Consider the following 25,314-nt stretch of genomic DNA (forward strand, 5'->3'; position numbering starts at 1 on the left):
TCGATGAGGTGAGGGACGCCCTGGCAGCAAGCTTTCCGCCAGGGCGTCCCTTCTTGTATTCACCCTTTCGGCTGTCTCGCTCTGTGGGAGATTCCGGCATAAGGGTGGTGCGGCTACGGCTACCGGGCTACGGCCGGTAACCTTCCGCTGCTGGCGTTTTCTTGCGGATGGGCCATCCGGACTGCCGGTGGCCTGGTCTACGGAGGTGTGTGGATGCGGCTCGCGGTGATCCCAGGAGACGGGATCGGGCCCGAAGTGGTCTCCGAGGCGCTCAAGGTGCTCGGTGAGGTCGTACCGACGGCGGAGATCACGAACTACGACCTCGGCGCCGCCCGGTGGCACTCCACCGGCGAGCTGCTTCCGGAGTCGGTACTCGGTGAACTCCGTCAGCACGATGCGATCCTGCTGGGCGCGGTGGGCGACCCGACGGTGCCGAGCGGCATTCTGGAGCGCGGTCTTCTGCTGCGCCTCCGGTTCGAGCTCGACCACCACGTGAACCTGCGGCCCGCCCGGTTGTACCCGGGCGTGCGCGGCCCGCTCGCCGATTCGAGCGAGATCGACATGGTCGTCGTGCGTGAAGGCACCGAAGGCCCGTACGCGGGCAACGGTGGCTTGCTGCGCAAGGACACCGACCATGAGATCGCGACGGAGGTCAGCGTCAACACGGCGTTCGGCGTCCGGCGAGTGGTGACCGACGCGTTCAACCGTGCCGAGGCGCGGCCTCGTAAGCACCTGACGCTCCTGCACAAGACGAACGTGCTGGAGTACGCGGGCTCGCTGTGGTCGCGGATCGTCGAAGAGGTCTCGTTGGAGCACCCGGAGGTGACCGTCGCGTACTCCCATGTGGACGCCGCGACCATCCACCTGGTGACCGACCCGTCGCGCTTCGACGTCGTGGTGACCGACAACCTGTTCGGCGACATCATCACCGACCTCGCGGCCGCCGTGACCGGCGGCATCGGGCTGGCGGCGAGCGGGAACCTCGACATCACCCGGCGGAACCCGAGCATGTTCGAGCCGGTGCACGGTAGTGCCCCGGACATCGCGGGCCAGGGTCTCGCCGACCCGACCGCCGCGGTGCTTTCGGTCGCGCTGCTGCTGGACCACCTGGGACAGAAGGAATCGGCGCGGCGGATCGAGGCCTCGGTGGCCTTCGACCTCGCGACCCGCGACCAGGCGTCGCCGGGTGCGACGCACGCGATCGGTGACCGGCTGGCGGCGCTGGTGTCGTCGAACGTGCGCCCGGTCACTCAGTAGTCGTTCGGGCTCCGAGCTCTGCAATGAAGGGGCCTTTCATAGCAAATTTTGCTATGAAAGGCCCCTTCATTGCGTCCGGGGGGGCGTGGTCGCGTGGGTCGTGAGTGGCGTTTCGGGTTAGAACCCGAAACGCCACTCACGACCCACGCGGGCCGGCCGCTCGGCGTGATCCCAGCACATGGGAATTTCTGACCGGCTTGTGGACGCCCCTCGGAGCGTGTGCCATGATGCGTCCGTGACCTCCTGCACCATCATTATCGCCGAGCGCGCCGGATAACAGCTCCACAAGAGCCCCCGGCGCGCAACCTCTCGCACCCATGCGGGAGGTTTTTTTGTTGCCTGAACACGTTTTGCCACCATCATGAGGAGTTCCCCGTGACTCGCACGGAGCCCGCCGATACGCCGCTCGGCGACGCCTTCCACCTCTACGACACGACGTTGCGCGACGGTGCGCAGCGCGAGGGGATCTCCTACTCCGTCACGGACAAACTCGCGGTGACGAGGCTGCTCGACGATCTCGGGGTCGGGTTCATCGAAGGCGGATGGCCGGGCGCGCTGCCCAAGGACACGGAATTCTTCGCCCGCGCGGCTTCGGGTGAACTGAAACTCCGCCACGCCGCGCTCGTCGCGTTCGGCGCGACGCGGAAGGCGGGCGCCAAGGCCGAACAGGATCCGCAGGTGCGGGCCCTGCTCGAGGCCCAGGCGCCGGTGGTCACGCTGGTGGCCAAATCGGACTTGCGCCACATCGAGCGGGCGCTGCGGGTCGATGTCGACGAGGCGTGCGAGATGGTGCGAGACACCGTCGCATTCCTCGTCGGCGAAGGACGTCGCGTCTTCCTTGACGCGGAACACTTTTTCGACGGCTACGCGTTCTCCCCGGACACCGCTTTGAAGGTGCTCGACGCGGGAGTGAACGCGGGCGCCGACGTCGCCGTGCTGTGCGACACCAACGGCGGTCAGCTGCCGCTCGGCCTCGCGGAAACCGTCCGCGAGGTCAAGGAACGGACCGGATTCCGGCTCGGAATCCATTGCCAGGACGACACTTCCTGCGCGGTGGCGAATTCCGTCGCCGCCGTGCAGGCCGGCGTGACGCACGTCCAGTGCACCGCCAATGGTTACGGCGAACGAGCGGGTAACGCCGATCTGTTCGCCGTGACGGGAAATCTGGTGACCAAGCTCGGCATGGAGGTGCTCCCGACCGGAGGCGCCACCGAGCTCACCCGGGTCTCCCATGCCCTTGCCGAAATCGCGAACATCGCCCCCTACACCCACCAGGCGTACGTAGGGGCGTCGGCCTTCGCCCACAAGGCGGGACTGCACGCGAGCGCGATCAAGGTGGATCCGTTGCTGTACAACCACATCGATCCAGCTTCTGTCGGCAACGACATGCGGGTACTGGTCACCGAGATGGCCGGCAGGGCCAGCCTGGAGCTCAAGGGACGTGAGCTCGGGGTCGACCTTGCCGGCCAGCCCGAGGCGCTGACGAGCGCCATCCGCAAGGTGAAGCGCCTCGAATCCGAAGGCTGGTCCTTCGAGGCCGCGGACGCTTCGCTGGAACTTTTGCTGCGGCGGGAGGTCGACGGCCCGCAGAGCGACGTCCTCGACGAACCGCCGTTCGAGCTCGAGTCGTACCGGGTCGTGCTGGACCACCGGTCCGACGGCGAGGTCGTCTCCGAGGCGACGGTGAAGGTGCACGTCGCCGGGCAGCGCGTGATCGCGACCGCCGAGGGCAACGGCCCCGTGCACGCGCTCGACGCCGCCCTGCGCGAGGCGCTCAGCCCGCATCTGTCCTGGTTGGACAGTGTCGAGCTGGCCGACTACAAGGTGCGGATCCTGCCCGGCCATCCGGGCACCGACGCCGTGACCCGCGTGCTCGTCGAGACCAGCGACGGTGAACGGGAATGGACGACCGTCGGCGTGCACGGCAACATCGTCGAGGCGAGCTGGCTCGCGCTGTGCGACGCGCTCGTGCACAAGTCCCTCAGCGAGGCACCCGCGCACAGGTCGTAGAGTGGGGGAGTGCGCCTAGCCCGAATTGCTCATCCCGGTGGTGTCGCGTTCGCTTCGATCGAAGGGGACGGCGACGACGCCCAGGTACTGGAAATCGCCGAGCACCCCTTCGGCAACCCCAACTTCACCGGCAAGCGCTGGCCGCTCGCCGACGTCCGGCTGCTCGCGCCGATCCTGCCGTCGAAGGTGATCGCGGTCGGCCGGAACTACGCCAAGCACGCCGCCGAGTTCGGCAACGAGGTCCCGCAGGACCCGATGCTGTTCATCAAGCCGTCGACCACGGTGATCGGCCCCAACGCGCCCATTCGCAGTCCGCGCGGCATCGGCCGCGTCGACTTCGAGGGCGAACTGGCGATCGTCATCGGCCAGCCGGTCAAGAACGTGCCCGCCGCCCGCGCGGCGAGCGCGATCCTCGGCTACACCGTGGCGAACGACGTCAGTGCTCGTGACCTGCAGAAGTCCGACGGCCAGTGGGGCAGGGCGAAGGGGTTCGACACCTTTTGCCCGCTGGGCCCGTGGATCGAGACCTCGCTCGACGCGGCCGACCTCGCGCTCAGGTCAGAGGTGGACGGTGTGCTCAAGCAGGACGGCCGGACCTCGGACCTGGTGCACAAGATCCCCGAGCTCGTCGAGTTCGTGTCCGGCGTGATGACCCTGCTGCCCGGCGACGTCATCCTGACCGGCACGCCCGAGGGCGTCGGCCCGATCGAGGACGGCCAGTCGGTCTCGATCACCATCGAAGGCATCGGCACGCTGACCAACCCGGTGCAGGAGATTTGACCCCCGTGCCATGAAAGGTCCTTTCCTTGCAAAATTTGCAAGGAAAGGACCTTTCATGGCATTCGGGACCTAGCTTTCCGCAGGCTCCATCGCCCGCCGCGCGAAGGCGGGGGCGTGCTCGGGCCGCAGGCCCAGGCCCAGCAGCCGTGCGGGGACGTAGGACAGCACCGGGAACCGGCTGAACAGCTTCACCATCACCGCGGGCGGGCCGTTGCGCCTGCCCGCCATGACCGGCCCCATGACGTTCTTGTGCAACATCCGTTGCAGCCCCTGCACCAGCATCGTGGGCGCGAGACGGCGCCTGCGGACCTTCGCCAGGTCCGTCACCGACGGCCTGCCCCGGCGCAACGGTTCGGCGAGCAGGGTGGCGGCCGCGACCGCGTCCTGCACCGCGAGGTTGATGCCGACGCCGCCGACCGGTGACATCGCGTGCGCCGCGTCACCGATGCACAGCAGCCCGTCGAGGTGCCACTTCCGCAGCAGGTTCATCTTGACATCGAGGAACTTGACGTCGTCGGTCGTCTTCAGCTCGTCCACGCGGTCGGCCAGGTCGGGAAGGATCGCGGCCACGTTCTCCCGGAACGCTTCGATGCCCTCCTCACGCAGGTCGCCACCCTTGGGGCTGAGGTAGGCGATCTGGAAGTAGCCCTTGCGCGGTAGCGGCACGGCGAAGCGGCGGTCCCGCATCTTCGGGGTCAGCACGCCTTCGAGTTCGCCGTCCCGCCGCGAGATCCGGAACCACCACGCGTCGAACGGGATGGCGTAATCCTTCGTCGTCAGCCCGGCCTCGCGCCGGGCCAGCGACCAGCGGCCGTCGGCGGCGATCACCAGGTCGGCGCGCAGTTCGCCGGTCTTCCCGTCGGCGTCGCGGTAGCGGACCCCGCTCACCCGGCCCCGGTCCAGGATCAGCCCGGTCATCTCGGTGCTCTGCCGCAGCGTGAACGTGGGCTCCTTCGCGCCGGCGTCGGCGAGCAGGTCCAGGAAGTCCCACTGCGGGACCATCGCGATGTACGGATGCGCCACCTTCAGCCTGGTCAGATCGGCCAGGCGCATCATCGTGCCGTCCTCGGCGGGAAACCCGGCGTAGGAGATCTCGCTGTGCGGCAGGCTGAGGAACTTCTCCCCGAGGCCCAGTTCGTCGAGCAACGTCAACGTCGACGGGTGCACGGTGTCGCCGCGGAAATCCCTCAGGAAGTCCTTGTGCTTCTCCAGCACGGTGACCTCGACCCCGGCCCTGGCCAGCAGCAATCCGGCGACCATGCCGGCGGGGCCACCGCCGACGACCACGCAGTTCGTGCGTTCGCTCATCCGTCCCACCCCTTCGAAACCCTTATTCATCACTTGTTGAATAAGCTCAGCATGCACCTGTCCGACGGGTGCGTCAAGCGCCATCCGAGCGGATGCCCTGTTCGGCCTATGGCCTGCGTCTCACCGGTTCGCGGGAGCTTCCCGGCCGTGGGCAATGACTGTCCAAAAAGGACTCGAAAGGTCGCGTGACAGTCCAGGAAGGACGACGATCGGGCAAATGCCCTTGTGGACGGTCCGCGTCTCAAGCGGCGTAAGGATTTCGTTGTCGTCACAGGGTGTGCGCGTTGTGAATCGGACGGGAGCACGGGTATCGGCAATTCACCCGCCCGCTCGCGTTACTCGTTGTCCGGTAACTAAAACACGTCATCTCACCAACTGGGAGTAGAGTGCCCGCGCCGGAACAGACCAGCCTTAATCACCTCATCGGCAGAGTCGCGATCGCGCTGAGTGCCCTAGCCTCACTTGGTGGATTTCGCTCTCGTGCCCCGGACCCCGTCACGAACCACGCCGGACGCTCCGGAGGGAGCCCCGTGGGAGCCTCCGGAGTTACGGTTGGTGTGCCTCGACATCGATGACACGCTGATCGACTGCACGGCGGCGATCCGCCTCAGTCTGCGCGCGCTCACCGGCCAGAACGATCTCTGGCCACTGTGGGATCTCATCACCGAAGAGCACGTCGCCCTGGTGGTCGCGGGCGAAATCGATTACGCGACCATGCATCACAAGCGTACTGAATGTTTCCTCGCCGAGATCGGCATTCTGGCCGACGAAGACCAGGTCAACGGCTTCGAAAGACGCCGTCGTGAAATTCTCACCCGTTCGTGGCAATTGTTCGAAGATGTCCTCCCGTGCCTGGAATGGCTGCGGGCCGCCGGCGTCCTCGTCGCTGCCGTCACGAACGCCTCGGGCACGCATCAGCGCAAGAAGATCGCCGACCTCGGACTCGCCCGGTTCTTCGACCACGTGGCCATCGCCGGTGAACTCGGAGTAGCCAAACCGGACCCGGCGATGTTCCACTCGGTCTGCCTCGGCCTCGGCTGCGACCCGGCGCAGGCCGTCCACGTCGGCGACAAGCTCGACACCGACGCCATCGGCGCACGCGACGCCGGACTGGGTGCCGTCTGGCTCGATCGGGACGGCATCGCCGAGCGCGCCCCGGCGGGCGTGCACACCATCTCCGGCCTCGACGAGCTGCCTGAGCTGCTCGTTTCCGAGTTCGCCAAGCTCGGCGTCCCGGCCCAGCGGGCTACGGAGACCCCCGCTTTCACGGTGCGGAACAGCGTGCTCTAGTATTCTTTCTCGTGCGGCACCGAGCCGGTCAAGATCGGAACGGTACCTCACTGGGGTATGGTGTAATTGGCAGCACGACTGGTTCTGGTCCAGTTAGTCTAGGTTCGAGTCCTGGTACCCCAGCTGGAGAGCTCTCCGGAGTGAAACACAGAGTGACCCCCCTGCGAAGGAGGGAAACCCGGTCTGGTAAGTTTCTCCGCAGCAACACAGCAGGTGAACAACTGAAAACCTCCTCCTAGAGGAGAAAGATCCTAGCCCCCGTCGTCTAGCGGCCTAGGACGCCGGCCTCTCACGCCGGTAGCGTGGGTTCGAATCCCATCGGGGGTACGTACAGCTACCACGCAAAGAGCGTCGATCATTCCGATCGGCGCTTTTTGCTATTTCGGTAGCCGACATGGCGTCTGTGATCCTTTCTCCTGCTTCCGCTATCGCGGGCACTTGATCTGCTGGCAGTTCAACCCCGATCGTCACGACGTCGCCGAGGCCGTTCAACTGCACGGTGAGCTGTGTCACCTCGAAGAGTGTCTGGAGCAGGGCTTGGGGAGCCCTGTTCTCTCCGATGCTCGACGACCGGACCGCCGCCAGGACCGGGCTCGACGACGTGCGGCACTGGATCTGGGACAACCCCGACAACCGATTCGGATGGTCCGCGTACCTCGGACACGAACCCGGACAGTCCGCGGAGGCCTATTCGGTCGCCGCCCGGCGTGAGAATCTCGCCGGCCTGGATCGGTGTCGGCGACATCGATCTGTTCCACGACGAGAACGCCGACTACGCGCGACGCCTTCGCGACGCGGGCGTCGACTGTGAGCTCGACATCGTCCCTGGAGCGCCTCACGGATTCGAGTCCTGGGCGTCGAAGTCGCCCATCTCCGAAGGCTTCGTCGCGCGAGCTCGGGACTGGCTCGGCCGGACCACTGCCGCGCGGAACGGGTCAGTGAACCAGTAGTAATTCGCGCGCCGAAACCTCATGCGTCGCATACCGGTCGATCAGCCCTGTTCATCGTCGACGACGTCCGGATTCGATGGCCCGCGCCGGCTGGGCGTTTGCTCCGTCGTTCCCGAAGCGCCGCCTCGGGAAAGGGTTCTGGCCTTGGTGCGGGCGTTTCGCGAGGCGCTCCTGACGCACCGCGACGGTGCGCGGGTGTACGCGGGGACGCATGCGACCGGTCCGAACACCCTGGGGCTGGCCGACTCCCTCGTGGGCGCGCTGCGCGAAGCGGGGTTCGATGCGGTGGCCGCGCTGGAAGGCGTTGCTGCTCATGCATTTCACGACCGGACATGTGCTCGAGGAGCAGGCGACGACCGGTGGTGAGGCCTATTCGCACCTTTCCGAAGTCGGTGAACATTTCACGACGATGAACTACGCTGATCTCTTCGAGCGCGGGATTCAGTTGATGACCACCGATTTGCGCTGACGCTCGTCGAAGCCGACCAAAACACCTGGGCATACTGGTCGGTGATGACGAACACGCCGGGGAATCGGATTCCTATCATCGTCAGGTATGAGCGACTTTGACGAGACGAGCGCATGGCTCACCGAGCAGCTTCCGTCGTTACTCGAGAAGTACGACGTTCCCGGCGCGGCGTGGGCCCTGCTCCAGGGTGACCGGATCATCGACGGTGCGGCCGGTCTGCTCAACAAGGCGACCGGGGTCAAGGCGACGGCGGACTCCCTTTTCCAGATCGGATCGATCACGAAGCTGTGGACCAGCACGCTGGTCATGCAGCTGGTGGACGAGGGAAAGATCGAGCTCGACCGGCCGATCCGGACTTACCTGCCTGAGTTCGGTGTCGCCGATCGGGATGCGGCGGAGCAGATCACCGCGCGGGAACTCCTGAATCACACCGCCGGTTTCGAAGGAGACATCTTCACCGACACCGGAGTCGGCGACGACTGTGTCGAGAAATACGTCGCGCTTCTGCGGGACGTGCCGCAGCTCTTTTCTCCTGGTGAACAATTCTCCTACAATAACGCCGGATACTGCGTACTAGGACGGCTCGTCGAGGTCCTGCGCGGGAAGCCGTACGACGCGTGCCTGCGCGAGCACCTGATCGCGCCGCTCGGACTCGCGCATGCGGCCACCGATCCCTACGAAGCGATCAAGTTCCGTGCCGCGATAGGGCATATCGAGAGGGAACCGGGCTCGGGCTACCTGCCCGCCCCGGTGTGGGCCATGGCGAGGTCGAACGCGCCCGCCGGTTCGATGTTCGCGATGCGGCCGCGGGATTTGGTCGCCTTCGCGCGTATGCACATCGAGGACGGCCGCGCTGCCGATGGGACCCAGGTGCTGGCTTCGGAAACTGCCGCCTGGATGCACGATCACGAAGTCAGCCTGCCCGATCTCGGCCTGATGGGAACGTCGTGGGGCCTCGGCTTCGAACGGTTCGACACGCCCGCCGGCGCGATCATCGGCCATGACGGAACCACCATCGGCCAAAGCGCTTTCCTGCGCATGGTCCCGGAGGCCGGGGTGGCCATCGCTCTGCTGACCAACGGTGGGGACACCGTGTCGCTTTACCGGGATGTCGTCGGCCGAGTCCTCGACGCGCTGACCGGCAGGCGGCTGCCCGCGCTGCCCGCCCCGCCTTCCGCCCCGCGGAAGATCGACGCCGAACGGTTCATCGGCACCTATTCCGCTCAGGTCTTCGATCTCACGGTTAGCCAGGACGACGATCGGCGGATCTGGCTCGAGCAGGTGCCGAAGGGTGTGCTCGCGGAGATGGGCGAGAAGCCGGAACGTACCGAACTCGTCTTCTACCGCAGGGACATGCTGATCCCGGTCGAAGCCGATCGTGGGATGCACATGCCCCACGCGTTCCTCGGTGACGATGGCACCGGTCGTGCGCTCTATCTGCATGTCGGCCGCGCCGTTCGCCGCGCCGGCACTTGACTTGCCGGGCGAGCGCTTCGCGGTGATGGTGCCGCCTGCGCCCCTGACAGCGGAGTCGAGAGGTGGAAGCAATTCGGGAATCAGGTCCCCGGTGTTCAGCTCCCGGTCATCGTCAGTCCTCTTGTTCGGACGAACGTGCTTAGCAAAGCGAACGAAGGAGTGTCATGGACCAGGTTGGTGTCAACCGCCGGAGACTGCTGCAGGTCGCTCTGGCCACCCCGGTGGCCGTCGCCGGAGCGGCGGCGATTCCGGAGACGGCCGCGGCCGACGAGGTCGACGCGGCCGGCTCGGCTCCGCGGTTCGTGCTCGCGGTGTTCCCGGACACCCAGTACCTGTTCGACGAAGGCGGTACCGACGACACACCGGTGCGCGCGACGCTCACCCATCTGTTGCGGCATCGCCGCGAAGACACCATCGCCTTCATGGCGCATCTCGGCGACGTGACCGAGCACGGCACCGACACCGAGATGCGGCAGGCCGACCGGGTGTTCTCCGCGATCGACGGGCGTCTGCCCTACAGCGTTCTCGCCGGCAATCACGATGTGCGGTCGGGCGATGACCAGCGAGGCGCCTCGCCGTACCTGGCCACCTTCGGGCCGAGGCGGTTCTCCCGATCGGCCACTTACGGCGGGTCGTCGCCCGACGGGTACAACAGCTTCCACGTATTCCAGGCGGCCGGACGTTCCTGGCTGGTGCTGGCACTGGATTGGCGGGTGTCCGATCGCGGGATCGCCTGGGCTCAACGGGTCATCGACGAGCACCGGGACGTACCGGTCATCCTCACCACCCACGATCTGGTCGCCCCGGTCGGCGCCGGTGGGGCGGAACTGTCCGACCACGGGAAACACCTGTGGGACAAGCTGATCCGGCGCAACGACCAGATCTTCTTGACCCTCAACGGACATTGGTGGCCCGTCGGGCGCACCACACTGACCAATGACGCGGGCCACCCGGTACACCTGCACCTGACCAATTATCAGGACCGTTACTACGGCGGCGCCGGGATGATCCGTTACTACTCGTTCGACCTGGCCCGCAACGTGATCGACGTCGAGACGTTCTCCCCGTGGTTGCTCGGTCTGCCAACGCGGGAACGCACGAAGCTGGTTGAGGAGACACTGGAGCTCAGCGGCGACGCCGATCGCTTCACCGTGGAGATCGACTTCGCACAGCGGTTCGCCGGGTTCGCCCCGCCCGCGGTGCCGCCGTCCCGGCCCGCGAACGCGGTGCTGACGCGGGATACCGTGGCGTACTGGCGCTTCGACGCCGAAGGGTTCTCTGGTGGTCGCGACGGCGAGGCGGTCGCCACCGGAGCGGTCGCCCGTGACCTCACCGGACATGGCAACGATCTCTTCGTTCAACGGCTGGGTGCGAGTGGCCCGGAAGCCTTGACTTTTTCCGCCGACCATCATCTCGGCCAGCCCGCACACGCCAGCCTGCGCTTCGGTGGCGGCAAGAACCCGGACCGCGGTGCCGTGCTGCGGGCGGGAGCGACCGCGCCGGTGAACGGCCTGCGTTTCGAGGACGGCTACACCATCGAGACGTTCATCAAGCTCCCGGAGCCGTTCGTGGGCGATCACGCCTTCATGGGCATCCTCAGCTGGGAGGGTCGCAGCGGCGACGCGGGCAAGCACAGCGGTTGGTCGCCGGACGAGCCGACCTGCAGCCTCAACCTCTCAGGCGAGTACTTCCTCCAGTTCGTGGTCTACCCGACCGATCGTGACGCGGATCCGACGTCCTGGAGCCACGCGTTGCCGCTGGGGCGCTGGACACACGTGGCCGTGGTCAACGACGGCCGTCACACGACCATGTACGTCGACGGGTCGAGGATCGCGAGGAACGCGAGCGAGCCCTCCCGCGGGATCACGACGTTGGGCAAGCCGTTCGCCATCGGTGCCACGCAATTCGCCGGACGTTACGGGCAGGGTTTCCACGGTTGGATCGGGGACACCCGGATCGTCGCTCGTGCTCTGCGGCCGCACCAGTTCCTCACCACTACCTGATCGCGGACGCGGGTGGAAGCGTCTCTCGATCAACGAGCCGAACCGAGAACCGCTGCGAAGGTGCACCCGAACCGTCACGGAGGCGCTGCTGTTCGTTGGCGATACGCGCCATCGCCGGGTCAGGAAGGCTGAGAACGCGGGCGGTCGCGTATCCCGCGCTGTCGCGGCGGAGATAGCCCGGGGCCTCATCTGGGCCGAGACGGACCGTTTGGCCGGTCGCGACGAATCCGAGGCGATGGACGAGCAGGCCGAGCCCGTCGTGGTTCTCGTGATGGACGTAGCCCATCACCGGTGTGCGACCGAGTAAATGGCGAGCAATGGAAAGTGATGCTATCTCCGGAGACGGCATCGACATCGGGAAATATACCCCCAACGCAGGTATGTACGTTCATTTCTCCGTCCGAGTCAGTGATGCGGACAGGCTGAGGTGTGGTGTCCATCAAGTAGTCGGTGAAGCCGCCGTGGACACGAAGAACGGCTGCAATTCGCAGAAGTCGGCTATCGAGATCGAGCGCGTATGCTGAAAAGTCGCGAGCACTCACCGTGGTACGACCTGTACATCGCGGCGCCGGGCGTGTTCGTGGCACTGGTTGCTCTCGCTGCCGGGGTCTCTGTCCCCTTGAGAATCGACAACGACGCGCAAGCCGGACGCGCGCGCGGAGCGGATAGCGGACTGGGACACCGCCGTCGACGCCTTCGAGCGGACACGCGTCACCTGCCGCAATTCGGCGCTCCCCGGCCCAAGGGCGGCCTGCTCACCGAGGCCCTCGGTGAGCAGGTCCACACCGGACGTGAGCAGGCACTTACTCGCTCCCCGGACCCTGCGCCGACGGATGACACCCTGGATTGGACCATCGATTGCATCAAGCAGCCCACCGCCTACGCCTCTGACTGAGGAGACCAGGCATCAGCTGGGGAATGCCGCACAGCTCGGGGCGATCCGCCTCGCGCGTGCGCTTGGCAGAGAGATCTTCGACGAGTTCTCGTTCTCCGGTGTTTCGCGTGTTCGACGTGGTTCAGGGTCACCTGATTTGCTGCCAGCTCGTTGTAGCGGCTGTTTCGTCCACAGTGGCCAGCGACTCAGGCTGTGTCGCGCAGAAGCTCGGCGAGCTCGACGGGTGTCGTGACCATGCAGTCGTGGCCGGTCGGCAGTTCCCGGATCCGCTCACCCGCGGGGACAGGTCTCCGGGTGATGCCCGCCGGACGACCTCCGACGCAGTGGATGTGCGTACGCGGGATCGTGCGCGCGGCCGGGTTGTCCAGCCGGACGGACTCCACAAGACAACGGACCGGTTGATCCGACAGCATCGAGCGCACCCAGGCGATGTCGTCGGGATCGGTGACCCCGAACAAGCCCAGCGGCGGTGGTTGCTCCGGCATCGGCGGAACCCGCCAGCCGTCCACGGCGAGGTCGACGAGTTGTTTGGTGACCGGAAGGACATCGACCGCGGTTTCGCCGTCCTCGGGCACCATCGCGTCGAGGAACACAAGATGCGCGATCCGCTCCGGGAGCCGGTTGGCGACTCCCGATATGACCATCCCGGCGTAGCTGTGTCCGACGAGCACGACGTCGTCGAGACGTTCGTGTTCGATCAGGCCGGTGACGTCGTCGATGTGCGTGTGGAGCCCGACCTCGGGGCCCAGTAGGTGTGCTTTGTCTCCGTAGCCGGTCAGGGACGGCGCGAATACCCGGTGGCCGGCCGACTCGAGCAGCGGGGACACCCGGTTCCAGACCTGTCCGCTGTGCCAGGCGCCGTGTATCAGCAGGAATGTGGCCATGCGCGTGTGGTTCCTCCTCGTGCCTCGGTACCCTTTGGTAACCGGAAGCATCATGATCCCCACGACGAGCACCGGGCAATACGGCACTTTCGAGTGCCTCGGTTCTCTGGAGGTAACCATGCAGGACCCGTGTCAGGCCCGCGAAGTGCTCGGGATCGTCGGGGACAAGTGGGCGCTGCTGATCGTGCGCATGCTCAAGGACGGGCCGCGACGCTTCACCGAACTCAAACGTGCCATCGAGGGCATCAGCCAGCGCATGCTCACCGTGACACTGCGCGACCTGGAACGCGACGGGATCCTGACACGCACGGTCCACAACGTCATGCCGCCACACGTCAGCTACGAGCTGACCACGATGGGCCGGACCCTGCGCGAGGCCACAGCACCGCTGCTCGACTGGAGCATCACGCACCTGCCGCATATCGACGCCGCCCGCGCGGCATACGACAACCGCTGACGGAGGCCGTAGGCTCGCGGGAATGCGGATCGGCGAGGTGTCCCAGCGCACGGGCGTGAGTCCGCGCTCTCTGCGGTACTACGAAGAGCAGGGCCTGCTGACCAGCACACGCTCCGGCACGGGGCAGCGTCACTATTCCGACGCCGAGGTCCAGCGCGTGTCGCTCATCCGGCAACTGTTCGACGCGGGTATGTCCAGCCAGGTGATCGCGACCGTGCTGCCGTGCGTGGACATCCCCGGTGACCTCGGCGTCGCCGAGGAGACGTTCACGCTGATGATGCTCCAGCGCGACCGGATCGACGCCGACATCGCGCACCTGATCGAAACCCGGAACGCACTGGACGTGCTGATCAAAGCCAACAGCCGGCACCGGGCGACGCTGTCCACGGCCCCGGAACCGGTGGCACAGCCGACCTGACGCTGTGACCCGCACCTCAGCCGCTTGCCCCTTACACCGATGTCAGCGGTGAGGATGGTGACAGCGCCCGGAACCACCGGGCCGGTCACCCAGGAGACGGCGAAAAATGGGACAGGCGTGGGGTTTCGGCAAGCATGGCGGGCCCGAGGTGCAGGAGTTCTTCGATCGTCCCGATCCCGTCCCCGGTCGCGGCGAGGTGCTGATCCGGGTCGATGCCGCCGGTGTGAACCCTCTCGACCACGCGGTGCGCTCGGGTCTGGTCCCCGGGCTCGACGGCGGGCGTCCGTTCCCCCGTGTGCTGGGCATGGAGGCAGCGGGAACCGTGCTTGCCCTGGGCGAGGACGTCGACGGGCTCGAGGTTGGTGACACGGTTTTCGGCTTCGCCCTCACTGGTGGCGGTACTTACGCCGAGACGACGGTGCTGTCCGCGCCGAATACCGCGCGCATCCCGGTGGGCCTGTCCGCGACCGTCGCGGCAACGCTGCCGGTGGCCGGGACGACCGCGGTGGACGTGCTCGACCAGCTCGGCCTCCCGGCCGGTGCCACGGTCCTGGTCAACGGGGTCGGGGGCGGCGTCGGCCTCGCCGTCGCCCGGCTGGCCATCGGCCGCGAGCTGCTGGTGATCGGCACCGGGAGTGCCGCCAAGCGCGAGCACGCCGAAGCCATCGGGGTGCGGTTCATCGACTACGCCGCCGAGGACGTCGTCGCCGTGGCACGCGAGCTGGTTCCGGACGGTTTCGGCGGGATCGTCGACCTGGTCGGGGGAATCTCACTGCGGGCGGTCGCTCCGCTGGCCCGGGATCCCCGCAACGTCATCTCCGTGGGTGACATGTCGGTACCCGAGCTCGGTGGGCGTTTCGTCGAGCGCCGCCTCGATCGCGGGAACCTGGAGCGATCCGCCCGCCTGGCCCTCGATGGAGTCCTCGCACCCGTGATCACCGCGGTCCACTCGCTCTCCGACGCCCCAGCCGCCCTCGCCACCGTCGAGAACGGCCACGCTTCGGGCAAGGTCGTCATCAAAGTGGCATGACGGTCGTCATGGTGCGCTCTCGACGCGTTGAGCGCCTGACGGGTCACCAGCCGCGCCAGATACGACTTGGTGTCCCGCACCGTCGCGAGGTCCACCGTGGCCCACCGCATCCCGGATACCCTTGCGGTGGCCACTCGCCGGCCGGACATCAGGGGGCCGCATGCTCCATCGTTGCGGGGGATGAGCTTTCAGAATCGGGAGCGTGATGAGTGCCGAAGATCCGAATCCGCCGCGGCTGACCGCGCGGGTGGTCGGTGGCCCGCGGGAGTACGACCAGCCGTATCCGGTCGAAGTGCGGCTGCTCAACACGAGCGACATCGTGGAGCTGTTCGATGTGACCTTCCGCGCCGACGGCGGTTCGATCCCCGAGTCACTTCAGCGAGTGAGCCAGGCCGTGTATCCCCGCGGCGATCACGTCTGGACGATCCCGGTACTGCTCAACGAGCAGACGCAGGCCCGGTTGGTGGTCGAGGCCCGCGGCGAGTACACGAAATCACATCGGCGTATCGAGCTGACCGTCCCGAGCGAGTCCGAGGTCGACTCCGGTGAGGACAGGGCTGCGCGCGTCCAGGCCTCGAAGCCCGCACCGCCACGGTTCGCGTTGCTCAGCGACCATCCGATCGACCCCGATGAGGACATGTTCGAGCATCGCGTCATCGCCGAACGCATGGCCGGGTTTCTTCTCGACGCGCGTGCCGTCACGCCGTTCACGATCGGCATCCAGGGCGGTTGGGGCGTCGGCAAAAGCAGCCTGATGCAGTTGCTGCGCCACGCCATCGAAGACCGGGCCGAGGAACATCGCGGGCGGATCCGCGTCGCTTGGTTCAACGCCTGGACCGCGGAAGGCACCAACGCGCTCACCGGCCTCATCCGGTCGGTGCTCGACCAGCTCGATCCCAGTGTGCTCCGCCGGATCCTCCGTCGCACCCGGCGTTCCTCGTGGCTCGCCACCCCGTTCGTCGTCCTGGCCTCCTGGGTCGGCCTGCGGGCACTGGCCGACGACCTGTGGCAACGCTTCCGGGTCGACGCCGCACAGCGCAACCGGATCCGCAAGGAGATCCAGGACGCCGTCGCCGCCTGGTCCGACAAGAACCGCCCCCTCGACCAGCGGCGGATGCTCGTGGTCTTCATCGACGACCTCGACCGATGCTCCCCGGAGAACATCGTCCAGGTCTTCGAAGCGATCCGTCTCTATCTCGACGCCCCGGGGCTGACCTTCGTCATCGGTTACGACCCGGCGATCGTCGGCGACGCGCTCGCCCAAAGCGAACACGCCTCCTCCGCCGACCTCAGCCGTGCCTACCTGGAAAAGATCATCCAGGTCGACTACGTCGTTCCCGTCCCGGACCCCGAACGGTCGCTTGACCTGGCGCGTGCCTGCGCCCACGCCTCCGGCATCGCGCATCTGCTCGCCGACGAAGACCTGTCTCTGCTCGTCCAGCGCAGTGAACGCAATCCACGGCGGCTCAAGCGGTTCCTCAACACTTTCGTGCTCTCACACCAGATCGACGGCCACTCCTCCCGGCTACGCTCGGACGAGCACATCAAGATCCTGTTGCTGCGCATGTACTTTCCCAGTCTGTTCCGGCTGATCCTCGTCGAGCCCGAACAGGACATGCTCGGCCAGCTCATCGAACTCGCCCGCCTCCGCGCGGCCGTTCGCGCCGGCAGCGACATGGATCGTGAGCAAGTCGAATGGCTCTGCCGGATCACCGGTCTCGCCGCGCCGGTCGACGGCGAGTCGGCGGAGGACGTGTTGACCCGGCTGGAAAAGAACGTCCCCGAAGGCGTGATCGCCTTGTCCCGCGACAACGGCCTGTTCTCCCTCGCCTGGAGCCTCGGTGCTCCGCACCAACGCGCGGACCTGCTGCGACGCACCCGCGAACGCCTCCCCTCATTGGCGCCGATGGGGTTGTCGGGCCCGCCGGGAGGCGGGACGAACAACGATCGCGTCGTCGTGTGTTCAGCCTGCGGCTCATCAGGCCATCTCAGCGACGCGTTCTGCCCGAGCTGCGGCGCCTACCTCGAATGGTCGGCCGTCACACCCGATTCAGGCAGCAGCACGGCGTCCTCGCGGTCAGTCGTCAGTGGCCGGCCAGATCCATCGTGAACAGCAGCAGCCCGAAGAAGAGCTGGAGTGCGGCGATGCAGACGCCTGCGATGACAAGGCCGTCCAGTCGATACTGGCGGTCGGTCAGTATCGACAGCGCTCCGGCGGCCAAGGCCAGTGCCGAGGCCACTTCGCCGTAGGGGAGCAGCCAGCCGAGCAGGCTGAGCACGAGGCAGATGGGACCGAGCAAGCCTTTGATCCCGGGGCGGTCGCCTGCTGACAATCGACGAGTCACAGTGCCCGGATTCCCTTCGGTTCGTTCGGCACACGCTACCGCTTTTCAGCTGCCGGCCGCCCGGACGCGCTCCGGCGGGCCACCGGCCACGACGACGTCGAGGTCCTGGTTGACTCGCATGCCACCCATCACCACCGACGGGTCGATGAGCCCCTCGGTGTGCACGTGGTCTTCGGTCGGCACGCCGGTCACGTCGAAGAACGGTTCGAAGACGTCCGAAGTGAGCAGGCCGAGCAGCTGGGTGTTGTGCGCGGTGACGGCGAAGCTGTGCACGGTGCCGGGTGGGGCGTGCAGGAAGTCTCCTGGGGTCAGGAGGAGCTCCTCGCCGTTGACCCACAGCCAGATCCGGCCGGAAAGGCACAGGAAGTTCTCGGTGTGCCGCCGGTGGAAGTGCCGGATGATGTACGGCTGCGGCGCGGCGAGGGTGTTCACCGCGAAGTACCGGCCTCCGGTGTTGCGGCCCCTGGCCAGGAACGAGTTCACCGCGTCCGGCCAGCCCCGCCGGTCGCCGGTGCGGGCTCGCAGGAAGTAACCCTCGGTGCCGGAGGGCAAAGTGTCGTCCCACGCGTCACCGGGGGCCACCTGCGGCAGGTCGTGCGGCGTCGCCCCCGGCGGGACTTCGCCCCCGATCACCGCTCCCGCGGCGTAGAGGTGCCGCTCGACGTCTGCCGTCGCCCCGGGGAGTCCGTCCAGGACCCCGCCGGGGGCGGAGTACTGCAACACCTTGGTCAGGTGACTCAGCATGCGGCAGGCCACCGGTGTGCCCGGCGGGACGTGTACCGAGTCGCCGGGCACCAGGATCCGGCTCTCGCCCGGCAGCCAGAACTGGGCGCAGCCTTCGAAGACGTAATAGGACCGCTGGTGGACGGCGAAGCTGTGGAAAGGGATCTCCGCTCCGCGCGGGCCGAGTACGAACGCCGCGTCGAAAAGGCCTCCGGTGTCCTCGGTCCGGGCGACGACCGTCCACAGTAGACCGCCGGTTTCGTACCGGAGGCCCTCACCGGTGGCGAGGTAGTAGGGGACCGGTTCGCCGGGCAGGGCGTTGACGACCGGAGCGAGTCCGTGCATGGTCTCCGGATCGGGCGTTGTCACCGGGCTTCTCCTGTCGTGGAACGGGTCGTGAGGTGCCTGCGGAAGAAGTCGTGGATGTCGGAGAACCCGAACGCGGCCGGTTCGCCGTCGGCGGCCGAAGTCCGCCGCAGGGCGGACGCGGTGCCTTCCGCCGCCAGCCTGCCGTCGTCCATCACCCCGGCGAGCGCGACGTCGAGGCGGCCGGGCGGATTGAGGAAACCGTGCCGGTACCCGTCCAGGAGGTACAGCTCGCTCGGCACACCGGCGGCCACGAGTGCCGCGTGCAGGCGTTCGCTCTGCCGGTGTGGCACGAGCACGTCCCCGGTGCCGTGGGAGAGCTGGAACGGCGGTGCCTCGGCGCCGACCCAGGTCAAGGGACCGGCCTGCCGGGCGAGCTCCGGCAGATGCGCCGGAGTTCGACGCTGCGTGAGGTGCGCCGGAACAGCGTGCGGGCAAGTCCTCGTTCGAGTGAAGCGATCTGCTCGCTCATCGCGGAAGGGCTCAGATGCAGCCGGGCCGCGGCGCGGCCGAAATGACGTTCCTCCGCCACGGCGATGAAGCACCGGAGGTGATGAATGGTGAGGTCCACGTTTCCTGCCTGTCCAGGCCGGTCAGAGCGCAATGCCCGCTCAGCTTAGGTTGATCATGGGTGCCTGCTTCGCGTCGTTGCGGTCGTGACCAGGGTGGCGCGGCTGGGGAGTCCATCGCCATCGCCAAGAAAACCGCAGGTCAACGAGTTGATCAAGTTAAGCTGAGCGGCATCGGGTCAGAGCGCGGGTTGCGGCGGGGGCGGCGGCAGCGTGAGGTGGGGGTCGAGTTCGACACCGCCCGCGCGGAGGGTGTCGTCGAGCAACCGCCATATCCAGCGAATGAGCAGGGCGGCGAGTTCGGTTCTCGGTACGTCGCGGGGGTTCTCGAGCCATTGCGCGGCGCAGGAATCGACGAGTCCGACGACACCGAAAGCGACGGATTCCGCGATTCGGGTGTCCATTCCGAACATCGTCATGTAGTGCTCGAACAGCTGGGTGAGTTGCCGGGCGATGACGGTCCTGACGTCGGCGACCGCGTTCCGGTCGCCGTGCGAGCGCAGGCTCAGGTACCGGTAGAGGTTGCCGTTCTCGGCGAGCCAGCCGGTGTGCGCGTCGACCGCCACGGTGATCAGCTGCATCGCGCTTCCCCGCAGCTCCCATACAGGCCGCAGTGCGGTGGTGATGCGTAGCGCGGCTTCGTCGGCGATGGCCTGCTTCAGGTCGGTCGCGCCGTCGAAGTGCTTGTACAGCTGTGGCCGTGCGACACCGGCCTCGTCGGCGATGTGTGCCGTCGACGCTCGCGGTCCGTGTTCGGCGATCGCACGCAAGGCCGCCTCGACGAACTCACGACGACGGCGCTCCCGCTGCCCCACCCAGCGGGTCGCGCGGCCGTCGCCGGAGCGTGAGGTCGCGGAAGGGGAGGTCACTTCCGCGAGCCTACCGTCACGGGTAGGGGATACGCCGTTGTATCTGTTACTTTGTCGGTCACTCCGTTGCGGAGGGTGCGTGCCGCGAATCCCTTGTTGATCAACAGGAATCTGGAGAATGCGATGTGGGATGCCGTGGACGACGCCCCACCGGACGCGAGACTGCTCGGGAGGCTCCGGGACGGGGACCTCGAGGCGGGTGATCTGCTGTTCCGGCGGCATTCCGGGCCGCTGCGCCGGATCGCCGCGTGCTGGGTCGACCAGCCCGCCGAACGGGAGGATCTCGTGGCCGAAGCGTTCACGCGGGTGCTCGCCGCGGTCCGCGACGGCGGTGGACCGCGCGATGAGCTGCGGCCGTACCTGGTCGTCACGATGCGGCACGTCGCCGCCCAGTGGAGCCGTCACCGGCTACGCGTCCAGCCCCACGCGGTGGTCCCGGCGACCGAGGACGTCGAAGGAGCCGACGGGCCGGCGCTGCAGGCGTCGACCGATCAGCTGGTCAGATCCGCTTTTCACACGTTGCCCGTACGGTGGCGTGCGGTGCTGTGGAGCACCGTCGCCGAAGGCCGCACGCCGGCCGAGCTGGCACCGGTTCTGGGGGTGTCGCCGAACGGGGTCGCCGCCCTGGCCCACCGCGCCCGCGCAGGACTGCGACAGGCGTACCTCCAGGCCCAGGCGCACGGCGAAACCGAGAGGCGCGCGTGCCCGAGCCGCGTAGTCACTTCGCTGCTGTGAGCAAAGGCGTCAGGGTTGCGGCTCGCCGCCGCGGCCGGCGGCGAGGCGCTCGACGGTGGCGATGAAGTCCATCAGCCGGACGTTCTCCGTGTCGAGGCGCCAGACGAGGCCGTACCGGATCGGCGGGGCGTCGCTGATGGGCAGGTAGGTGATGTCGGGCCGGAAGTAGTACCGGCGGGCGTCGCCGCCGGCGACGCACACTCCTCTGCCCGCGGCGACCAGGGACATCGCGTCCTGCCAGTACCGGACGCCGTGGGTGTGGCGGATCGGTCTGCCCCCGGGCGTTCGATGCGGGAAGAAATGCTCGCGCTGATAGACCGGCATCAGGTCCCCGAACACGATCATCTCCTCGCCTGCCAGATCCTCCAGGGTGACCGCGGCGCGTTCGGCGAAGCGGTGCCGGGTGGAAACCGCCAGGAAGCGCTGCTGGGCGATCAGCGGCGCCGACGTGCGCAGATCCGGCTCGGACACCGGGAACTCGGTCAGTTGCACCTCGACCTCCCTGGCGCGCAGCGGCCCCAGCGGGTCGGACAGGTGGATTTCCCGGACGTCGACGAACGTGCCGGGGTGCTCGGTGTGCAGGTCATCGCCCGCCAGATTCAGCAGCTCGGCGCACCAGGGGGCGGAGAATCCGGCACGCAGCGGTTTCCCGCGTCCCCGTGCCACCTCGCGGGCGTCCTCGATCGCTTCCACGATCGCCCGGTGGTGGGCCTCGAGCTCATCGGACAGACGGCGTCCGATCGCGGTCAGCACGACCTTGCGGCTGGTGCGGTCGAACAGGCGGGCTCCGATGCGTCGCTCGAACGCCTGGATGTTCTGGCTGACCCGGGCGCGAGAGGTGTACAGCCGCTCGGCGGTGCGGCCGAAGTGGAGCTCCTCGGCCAAGGTCAGGAAGCATTCGAGCTCCCTCCACTCCACGGCGGTGTCCTCCGATCGGTAAGCGCGGGTTACCGATTGTTGCAGGTTTCGCCGTTGTTCCCGCACGTCGGGTGACCAAGACTCGGCAGCACTGGGGCTCCTGCACGAATCCGTGATCCGACGGGCCTCCACCGCCCGCACCGGGTGGTGGAGGCCATGCCGTCATGCCCCGGTGATCCGTCACAGAATCCTGAACGAAGCGAGAAGCGATGAGTACCACCCATCTCCCCGACGCCTCGGCCCCGGCGCCGTCCACCCCCGACCCCAGACGCTGGAAGGCCCTCGCGCTGCTGTGCGCGGCCTTCTTCATGGTCATCGTCGACTCTCAGATCGTCCTGCTGGCGCTTCCGGCGATCGAGACCGAGTTCGGTTTCGACCCTGGCAACGCCCAGTGGGTGATGAGCGCCTACCTGCTGGCCTTCGGTGGCCTGCTGATGTTCGGCGGCCGGGCCGCCGACCTGCTCGGCGGCCGCCGGATGTTCCTGGTCGGCGCCGCCCTCTTCGGCGTCGCGTCCATCCTTTGTGGACTCGCCTGGACCGGAGAGGTGCTCATCGGTGCCCGCCTGCTCCAGGGCCTCTCGTCGGCGATCATGACGCCCACGGCGATGGCCGTTCTGATGAACACCTTCGGCGAGGGCGCCGAACGCAACAAGGCCTTGGGCATCTGGACCGGCATCGGCGCGTTCGGCGCCACCGCCGCCCTGCTGATCGGTGGCCCCATCACCGACGGGCTCGGCTGGGAGTGGATCTTCTACATCAACATCCCCGTCGTGCTGGCGGTGCTGTTCCTCGGGCCGCGCCTGCTGCGGGAGACGCCGGTCCGCCATGGCCGCAAGTCCTTCGACCCGCTGGGCGCACTCACGATCACCGCCGCGATCGGGCTGCTGGTGTACGCCGTCGTGGTCGCGCCGGAGGCCGGCTGGCTGTCCGGCCGCACGCTGTGGATGCTGGCGGGCGCGGTGGTCCTGCTGGCCCTGTTCGTCGTCGTCGAGAGCCGGGGGAAGTCGCCGCTGGTGCCGCTGCGGATCTTCCGTTCCGGCTCGCTGGTCGGCGGGAACATCCTGATGCTTCTCGTGGCGATGTGCGTCTACGGCGGAGCCTTCGTGACCTCGCTGTACGCGCAGCAGGTCCTCGGCTACAGCGCGGTCCGCTTCGGGCTGAGCACCGCCGTCTACGCGGTCATGTCCATCATCGGGGCCAACGTCGCCGCCCGCCTGGCGGCGAAGATCGGCTACAAGGCGATCGCCATCGTCGGCATGACGCTGCTGGGCACCGGCCTGCTGCTGTTGACCGCCATCTCGCCGCAGGGCGGCTACTGGACCGACCTGTTCATCGGGCTCGTGGTCTTCGGTTCGGGTATCGGCAGCACCAACGTGGCGGCGTCCATCGCCTCGCTGTCGGGCGCTCGGCCTGAGGAGTCCGGCCTGGTTTCGGGTCTCAACAACGCCACCTTCCAGGTCGGCGCGGCACTGGGCGTGGCGATCACCTCCTCGGTGGCCTTCGCGGTGACCGGCGGCTCCACCGACAAGGCAGCCCTCACCGACGGTTTCAGCGCCGCCTTCCTCGCCTGCGCGATCTTCGCCGCGATCGGCCTGGTTACCGCACTTCTCCTGCTGCTCCAGCGGAAGAAGACCGCGGCCTGAGTTCCGGCCCGTCCCCGCGGTTCCGCGGGGACGGGTATTCCGAGGCGGATTTCTCCTAGAATCGGGTGATGGTCTGGTTTCGTCGATGACACCCGCTGACGCGGCCATTCCGCCGACGCTGCTGAGCGCGGTCGTGGCGATCGGCCGCCAGGCCGGGCTGCCGGTCTCGGCCTGGTTCTCGGGGACGGGGCTGGAGCCCGGGCTCCTCGAAGACGTCGATGTCCGCGTGTCGCTGGACCAAGCGAGAACGGTGCTCCGCAGAGCCGTCGCGGCGCTGCCCGAACGGCCCCTCGGCATCGAGGTCGGAGCCCGCGACGCGTTGCTGTCCTTCGGCTTCGTCGGCGTCGCGATGAGATCGTCCGCGACCGTCGGCGACGCGTTGGGGGTGCTCGACGAACTGCATCGGGCTTCCGGCAGCCTCGCCGACTTCATCGCGGAAGGGCTGGACGGGGACGAGATCGAACTGTATCTCCGGGAGCGCTGGCCGGATCCAGCCCTGCTTCCGTTCCTCGCGGAGGAGGCCTTCGCCAGCACCATCGCGTTCCTGCGCTCCGTCCTCGGTGAGACCTGGACGCCCACCCGGCTCTTCCTGTCCTACCCGTCGCCGGTGTATGCCGCCCGGTACGAGCGGTTCTTCCGTTGCCCGGTGCACTTCGCCGCCGACGCCGACCGGCTCGTGATCAGTTCCGACGTGCTGGGATCGCGGATCCCCACTCACCACGAACCGACGCTGCGGACGGCGCTCGCGGTGTGCCGGAGCCTGATCGCTCCGGCGCGGATCAGGCCCGGAGTCGTCGCCGCGGTGGAGGCCATGCTGAACGCGCACCTCCACCGCCCGCTCACCATGGCCGAGATCGCCGCGCAGATGCACATCAGCGAACGCACGTTGCGCCGGCAGCTCGCCGAGGCGGGCGACCAGTTCGGCGCCATCCGCGACCGCGTCCGCGAGCGACACGCGACCGCGTTGCTCCGGCACTCCACCCTGGCGATCTCGGCTGTGGCCGCCGAAGTCGGCTTCAGCGACGGCCGCGAGTTCCGCCGTGCTTATCGTCGTTGGACCGGCCGGACCCCACTTGCCGCCCGCACCTCGGATGACGGGTCTCAGGCCGGGCTCTCGGCGGTCTGAAGGCTCGCGGGCAGCGTGGTGGCGCCCTCCGCCAGGCGTGTGCGTGCCTGGTGATGTCGTTTCTCGACGGATACGGTCTTCGTCGCCTTGGGCAGCCCCATGGACGGCGTCCCGACGAACATGCTCTCGGCACGCTCGACGACGAAGGTCTCGTGCCAGACTCCCACCGCCGTGGGGTGCTTCCTCGCCATCGCGTTGAACCTGGTCCACGCCGGCCGGTGACTCAGCGATCCGGCGGACGCGTAGGCGTAGAGCTTCTCGGCCGAGGACCAGTACTGCACGGCGAACGGTCCTCTGCGGTTGAACAGGAACTCGTAGCTGAGCAGTCCCGAGTCCGGGTCGTCGGCGAGCTCGCGCATCATCGCCGGCATGGCGAAGAAGACCGGCAGATAGAGATCGGGCCGCCACCATTTGTTGAACGTCATGCCGATGTGGAACACCACCAGCTCCCCGTCGTACTGATGCGTGACCCTGCCTGGGATGATCTTCACGGTTTTCTCCTTTGTGAACATGACTCCGAACGGGGATCAGTTCACCGTGTGGCAGGGCTTCACGTGGAGGGCGGCGACGGCCACCAAGGGGGGCGAACCGGACACGTTCCGCGCCGGTTCCCGGAGTACGGGCTCGACGCTCCACAATGGACAGCCGGCGCCGGAAGCTCAGGGCGAGCGCCAGTCGTGCGCGGGGTAGGACGTCCCGGCCTGGGCGTCCATCAACATCAGGCCGCTGTCCACGACCAGTGAGGCACCGGTGAGGTATCCGGCGGCGGGCCGGGCGAGGAACGCGATGGCCG

General features: G+C 67.5%; 26 protein-coding genes and 2 tRNA genes. 19 read left to right on the top strand and 9 right to left on the bottom strand.

Annotated features, from left to right (window positions below; translation table 11 throughout):
- Positions 1-213 precede the first annotated feature (213 nt).
- The 3 genes from DL990_RS14980 (at position 214) to DL990_RS14990 (ending at position 4,047) form a co-directional block, all read left to right on the top strand.
- The gene (locus tag DL990_RS14980; RefSeq protein WP_125786769.1) at positions 214-1,257 is read left to right on the top strand and encodes a 3-isopropylmalate dehydrogenase; all 1,044 of its coding nucleotides are present in this window, start codon (positions 214-216) and stop codon (positions 1,255-1,257) included.
- A gap of 375 nt (positions 1,258-1,632) precedes the next feature.
- Positions 1,633-3,267, top strand: a complete 1,635-nt coding sequence (gene cimA, locus DL990_RS14985) for a citramalate synthase (RefSeq protein ID WP_125799051.1) — start codon at positions 1,633-1,635, stop codon at positions 3,265-3,267.
- A gap of 9 nt (positions 3,268-3,276) precedes the next feature.
- Entirely contained in the window at positions 3,277-4,047 is a 771-nt protein-coding gene (locus tag DL990_RS14990) for a fumarylacetoacetate hydrolase family protein (protein ID WP_125786767.1), read from the top strand.
- 69 nt (positions 4,048-4,116) lie between these two features.
- Here DL990_RS14990 and DL990_RS14995 read toward each other — a convergent pair whose 3' ends face one another.
- A complete protein-coding gene (locus DL990_RS14995) occupies positions 4,117-5,355 on the bottom strand; it encodes an FAD-dependent oxidoreductase (protein WP_199746394.1) in 1,239 nt (412 codons plus the stop codon).
- 555 nt (positions 5,356-5,910) lie between these two features.
- Here DL990_RS14995 and DL990_RS15000 point away from each other — a divergent pair.
- The 9 genes from DL990_RS15000 (at position 5,911) to DL990_RS15035 (ending at position 12,438) form a co-directional block, all read left to right on the top strand.
- Entirely contained in the window at positions 5,911-6,645 is a 735-nt protein-coding gene (locus tag DL990_RS15000; protein WP_199746437.1) for an HAD family hydrolase, read from the top strand.
- Positions 6,646-6,696: 51 nt separating this feature from the next.
- Positions 6,697-6,768: transfer RNA gene (locus tag DL990_RS15005), tRNA-Gln, on the top strand.
- A 131-nt stretch (positions 6,769-6,899) separates the two neighbouring features.
- Positions 6,900-6,972, top strand: a tRNA-Glu gene (locus DL990_RS15010).
- Between the two features lie 380 nt (positions 6,973-7,352).
- Positions 7,353-7,595 carry an alpha/beta hydrolase gene (locus tag DL990_RS41825; RefSeq protein ID WP_233598965.1) on the top strand — a complete coding sequence of 81 codons (243 nt, stop codon included), beginning with the start codon at positions 7,353-7,355 and terminating at the stop codon, positions 7,593-7,595.
- Between the two features lie 21 nt (positions 7,596-7,616).
- Positions 7,617-7,961: a TetR/AcrR family transcriptional regulator C-terminal domain-containing protein gene (locus tag DL990_RS15020; RefSeq protein WP_233620478.1), complete on the top strand. Its 345-nt coding sequence runs from the start codon at positions 7,617-7,619 to the stop codon at positions 7,959-7,961.
- Complete coding sequence (locus tag DL990_RS41830; RefSeq protein ID WP_233620495.1) at positions 7,876-8,064, top strand: hypothetical protein; 189 nt, start codon at positions 7,876-7,878, stop codon at positions 8,062-8,064. The genes DL990_RS15020 and DL990_RS41830 overlap by 86 nt, the downstream gene beginning before the upstream one ends.
- Positions 8,065-8,151: 87 nt before the next feature.
- Positions 8,152-9,540, top strand: a complete 1,389-nt coding sequence (locus tag DL990_RS15025) for a serine hydrolase (protein WP_125799052.1) — start codon at positions 8,152-8,154, stop codon at positions 9,538-9,540.
- Between the two features lie 164 nt (positions 9,541-9,704).
- Positions 9,705-11,543 (top strand): LamG-like jellyroll fold domain-containing protein, encoded by a 1,839-nt coding sequence (locus DL990_RS15030; protein ID WP_125799053.1) that lies wholly within the window; start codon positions 9,705-9,707, stop codon positions 11,541-11,543.
- A gap of 517 nt (positions 11,544-12,060) precedes the next feature.
- The gene (locus tag DL990_RS15035) at positions 12,061-12,438 is read left to right on the top strand and encodes a hypothetical protein (protein WP_125786762.1); all 378 of its coding nucleotides are present in this window, start codon (positions 12,061-12,063) and stop codon (positions 12,436-12,438) included.
- A gap of 185 nt (positions 12,439-12,623) precedes the next feature.
- Here DL990_RS15035 and DL990_RS15040 read toward each other — a convergent pair whose 3' ends face one another.
- On the bottom strand, positions 12,624-13,322 hold the full coding sequence (locus DL990_RS15040; RefSeq protein WP_125786761.1) for an alpha/beta fold hydrolase: 699 nt from the start codon (positions 13,320-13,322) through the stop codon (positions 12,624-12,626).
- 118 nt (positions 13,323-13,440) lie between these two features.
- Here DL990_RS15040 and DL990_RS15045 point away from each other — a divergent pair, with 118 nt between their 5' ends.
- The 4 genes from DL990_RS15045 (at position 13,441) to DL990_RS15065 (ending at position 17,337) form a co-directional block, all read left to right on the top strand.
- Positions 13,441-13,779, top strand: a complete 339-nt coding sequence (locus tag DL990_RS15045) for a helix-turn-helix domain-containing protein (protein WP_125786760.1) — start codon at positions 13,441-13,443, stop codon at positions 13,777-13,779.
- A 22-nt stretch (positions 13,780-13,801) separates the two neighbouring features.
- Positions 13,802-14,197 (top strand): MerR family transcriptional regulator, encoded by a 396-nt coding sequence (locus DL990_RS15050; protein ID WP_125799054.1) that lies wholly within the window; start codon positions 13,802-13,804, stop codon positions 14,195-14,197.
- Between the two features lie 106 nt (positions 14,198-14,303).
- The gene (locus DL990_RS15055) at positions 14,304-15,227 is read left to right on the top strand and encodes an NADP-dependent oxidoreductase (RefSeq protein WP_125786758.1); all 924 of its coding nucleotides are present in this window, start codon (positions 14,304-14,306) and stop codon (positions 15,225-15,227) included.
- 205 nt (positions 15,228-15,432) lie between these two features.
- Positions 15,433-17,337 (top strand): P-loop NTPase fold protein, encoded by a 1,905-nt coding sequence (locus DL990_RS15065; protein ID WP_125799055.1) that lies wholly within the window; start codon positions 15,433-15,435, stop codon positions 17,335-17,337.
- On the opposite strand, the gene DL990_RS15070 is transcribed toward DL990_RS15065, so the two are convergent.
- From DL990_RS15070 to DL990_RS15090, 5 genes are all read right to left on the bottom strand, one after another.
- On the bottom strand, positions 17,312-17,527 hold the full coding sequence (locus DL990_RS15070) for a hypothetical protein (protein ID WP_125786756.1): 216 nt from the start codon (positions 17,525-17,527) through the stop codon (positions 17,312-17,314). The two genes, DL990_RS15065 and DL990_RS15070, sit on opposite strands and share 26 nt — an antisense overlap.
- A gap of 90 nt (positions 17,528-17,617) precedes the next feature.
- A complete protein-coding gene (locus DL990_RS15075) occupies positions 17,618-18,664 on the bottom strand; it encodes a quercetin 2,3-dioxygenase (RefSeq protein WP_199746396.1) in 1,047 nt (348 codons plus the stop codon).
- The gene (locus DL990_RS15080; RefSeq protein ID WP_125786755.1) at positions 18,661-19,017 is read right to left on the bottom strand and encodes a S9 family peptidase; all 357 of its coding nucleotides are present in this window, start codon (positions 19,015-19,017) and stop codon (positions 18,661-18,663) included. Before DL990_RS15080 ends, DL990_RS15075 begins: the two co-directional genes overlap by 4 nt.
- A complete protein-coding gene (locus DL990_RS15085; protein WP_125799056.1) occupies positions 19,014-19,232 on the bottom strand; it encodes a LysR family transcriptional regulator in 219 nt (72 codons plus the stop codon). The genes DL990_RS15080 and DL990_RS15085 overlap by 4 nt, the downstream gene beginning before the upstream one ends.
- A 177-nt stretch (positions 19,233-19,409) precedes the next feature.
- Positions 19,410-20,099, bottom strand: a complete 690-nt coding sequence (locus tag DL990_RS15090; RefSeq protein ID WP_125786753.1) for a TetR/AcrR family transcriptional regulator — start codon at positions 20,097-20,099, stop codon at positions 19,410-19,412.
- A 123-nt stretch (positions 20,100-20,222) separates the two neighbouring features.
- Here DL990_RS15090 and DL990_RS15095 point away from each other — a divergent pair, with 123 nt between their 5' ends.
- Positions 20,223-20,834 carry an RNA polymerase sigma factor gene (locus DL990_RS15095; protein ID WP_125799057.1) on the top strand — a complete coding sequence of 204 codons (612 nt, stop codon included), beginning with the start codon at positions 20,223-20,225 and terminating at the stop codon, positions 20,832-20,834.
- A 9-nt stretch (positions 20,835-20,843) separates the two neighbouring features.
- Here the strand turns inward: DL990_RS15095 and DL990_RS15100 are convergent, their stop codons facing one another.
- Complete coding sequence (locus DL990_RS15100; protein ID WP_158632624.1) at positions 20,844-21,752, bottom strand: LysR family transcriptional regulator; 909 nt, start codon at positions 21,750-21,752, stop codon at positions 20,844-20,846.
- A 209-nt stretch (positions 21,753-21,961) separates the two neighbouring features.
- Between DL990_RS15100 and DL990_RS15105 the strand changes: the two genes are divergently transcribed.
- On the top strand, positions 21,962-23,395 hold the full coding sequence (locus DL990_RS15105) for an MFS transporter (RefSeq protein WP_125799058.1): 1,434 nt from the start codon (positions 21,962-21,964) through the stop codon (positions 23,393-23,395).
- Positions 23,396-23,480: 85 nt separating this feature from the next.
- Complete coding sequence (locus DL990_RS15110; protein WP_125799059.1) at positions 23,481-24,521, top strand: AraC family transcriptional regulator; 1,041 nt, start codon at positions 23,481-23,483, stop codon at positions 24,519-24,521.
- Here the strand turns inward: DL990_RS15110 and DL990_RS15115 are convergent.
- Positions 24,497-25,012, bottom strand: coding sequence for a DUF4188 domain-containing protein (locus DL990_RS15115; protein WP_199746398.1), 516 nt, complete (start codon positions 25,010-25,012; stop codon positions 24,497-24,499). The genes DL990_RS15110 and DL990_RS15115 overlap by 25 nt on opposite strands.
- Between the last annotated feature and the right edge of the window lie 302 nt (positions 25,013-25,314).

Origin of the sequence: Amycolatopsis sp. WAC 01416 (genome assembly GCF_003947485.1) — a bacterium.
Taxonomy (GTDB): Bacteria; Actinomycetota; Actinomycetes; order Mycobacteriales; family Pseudonocardiaceae; genus Amycolatopsis.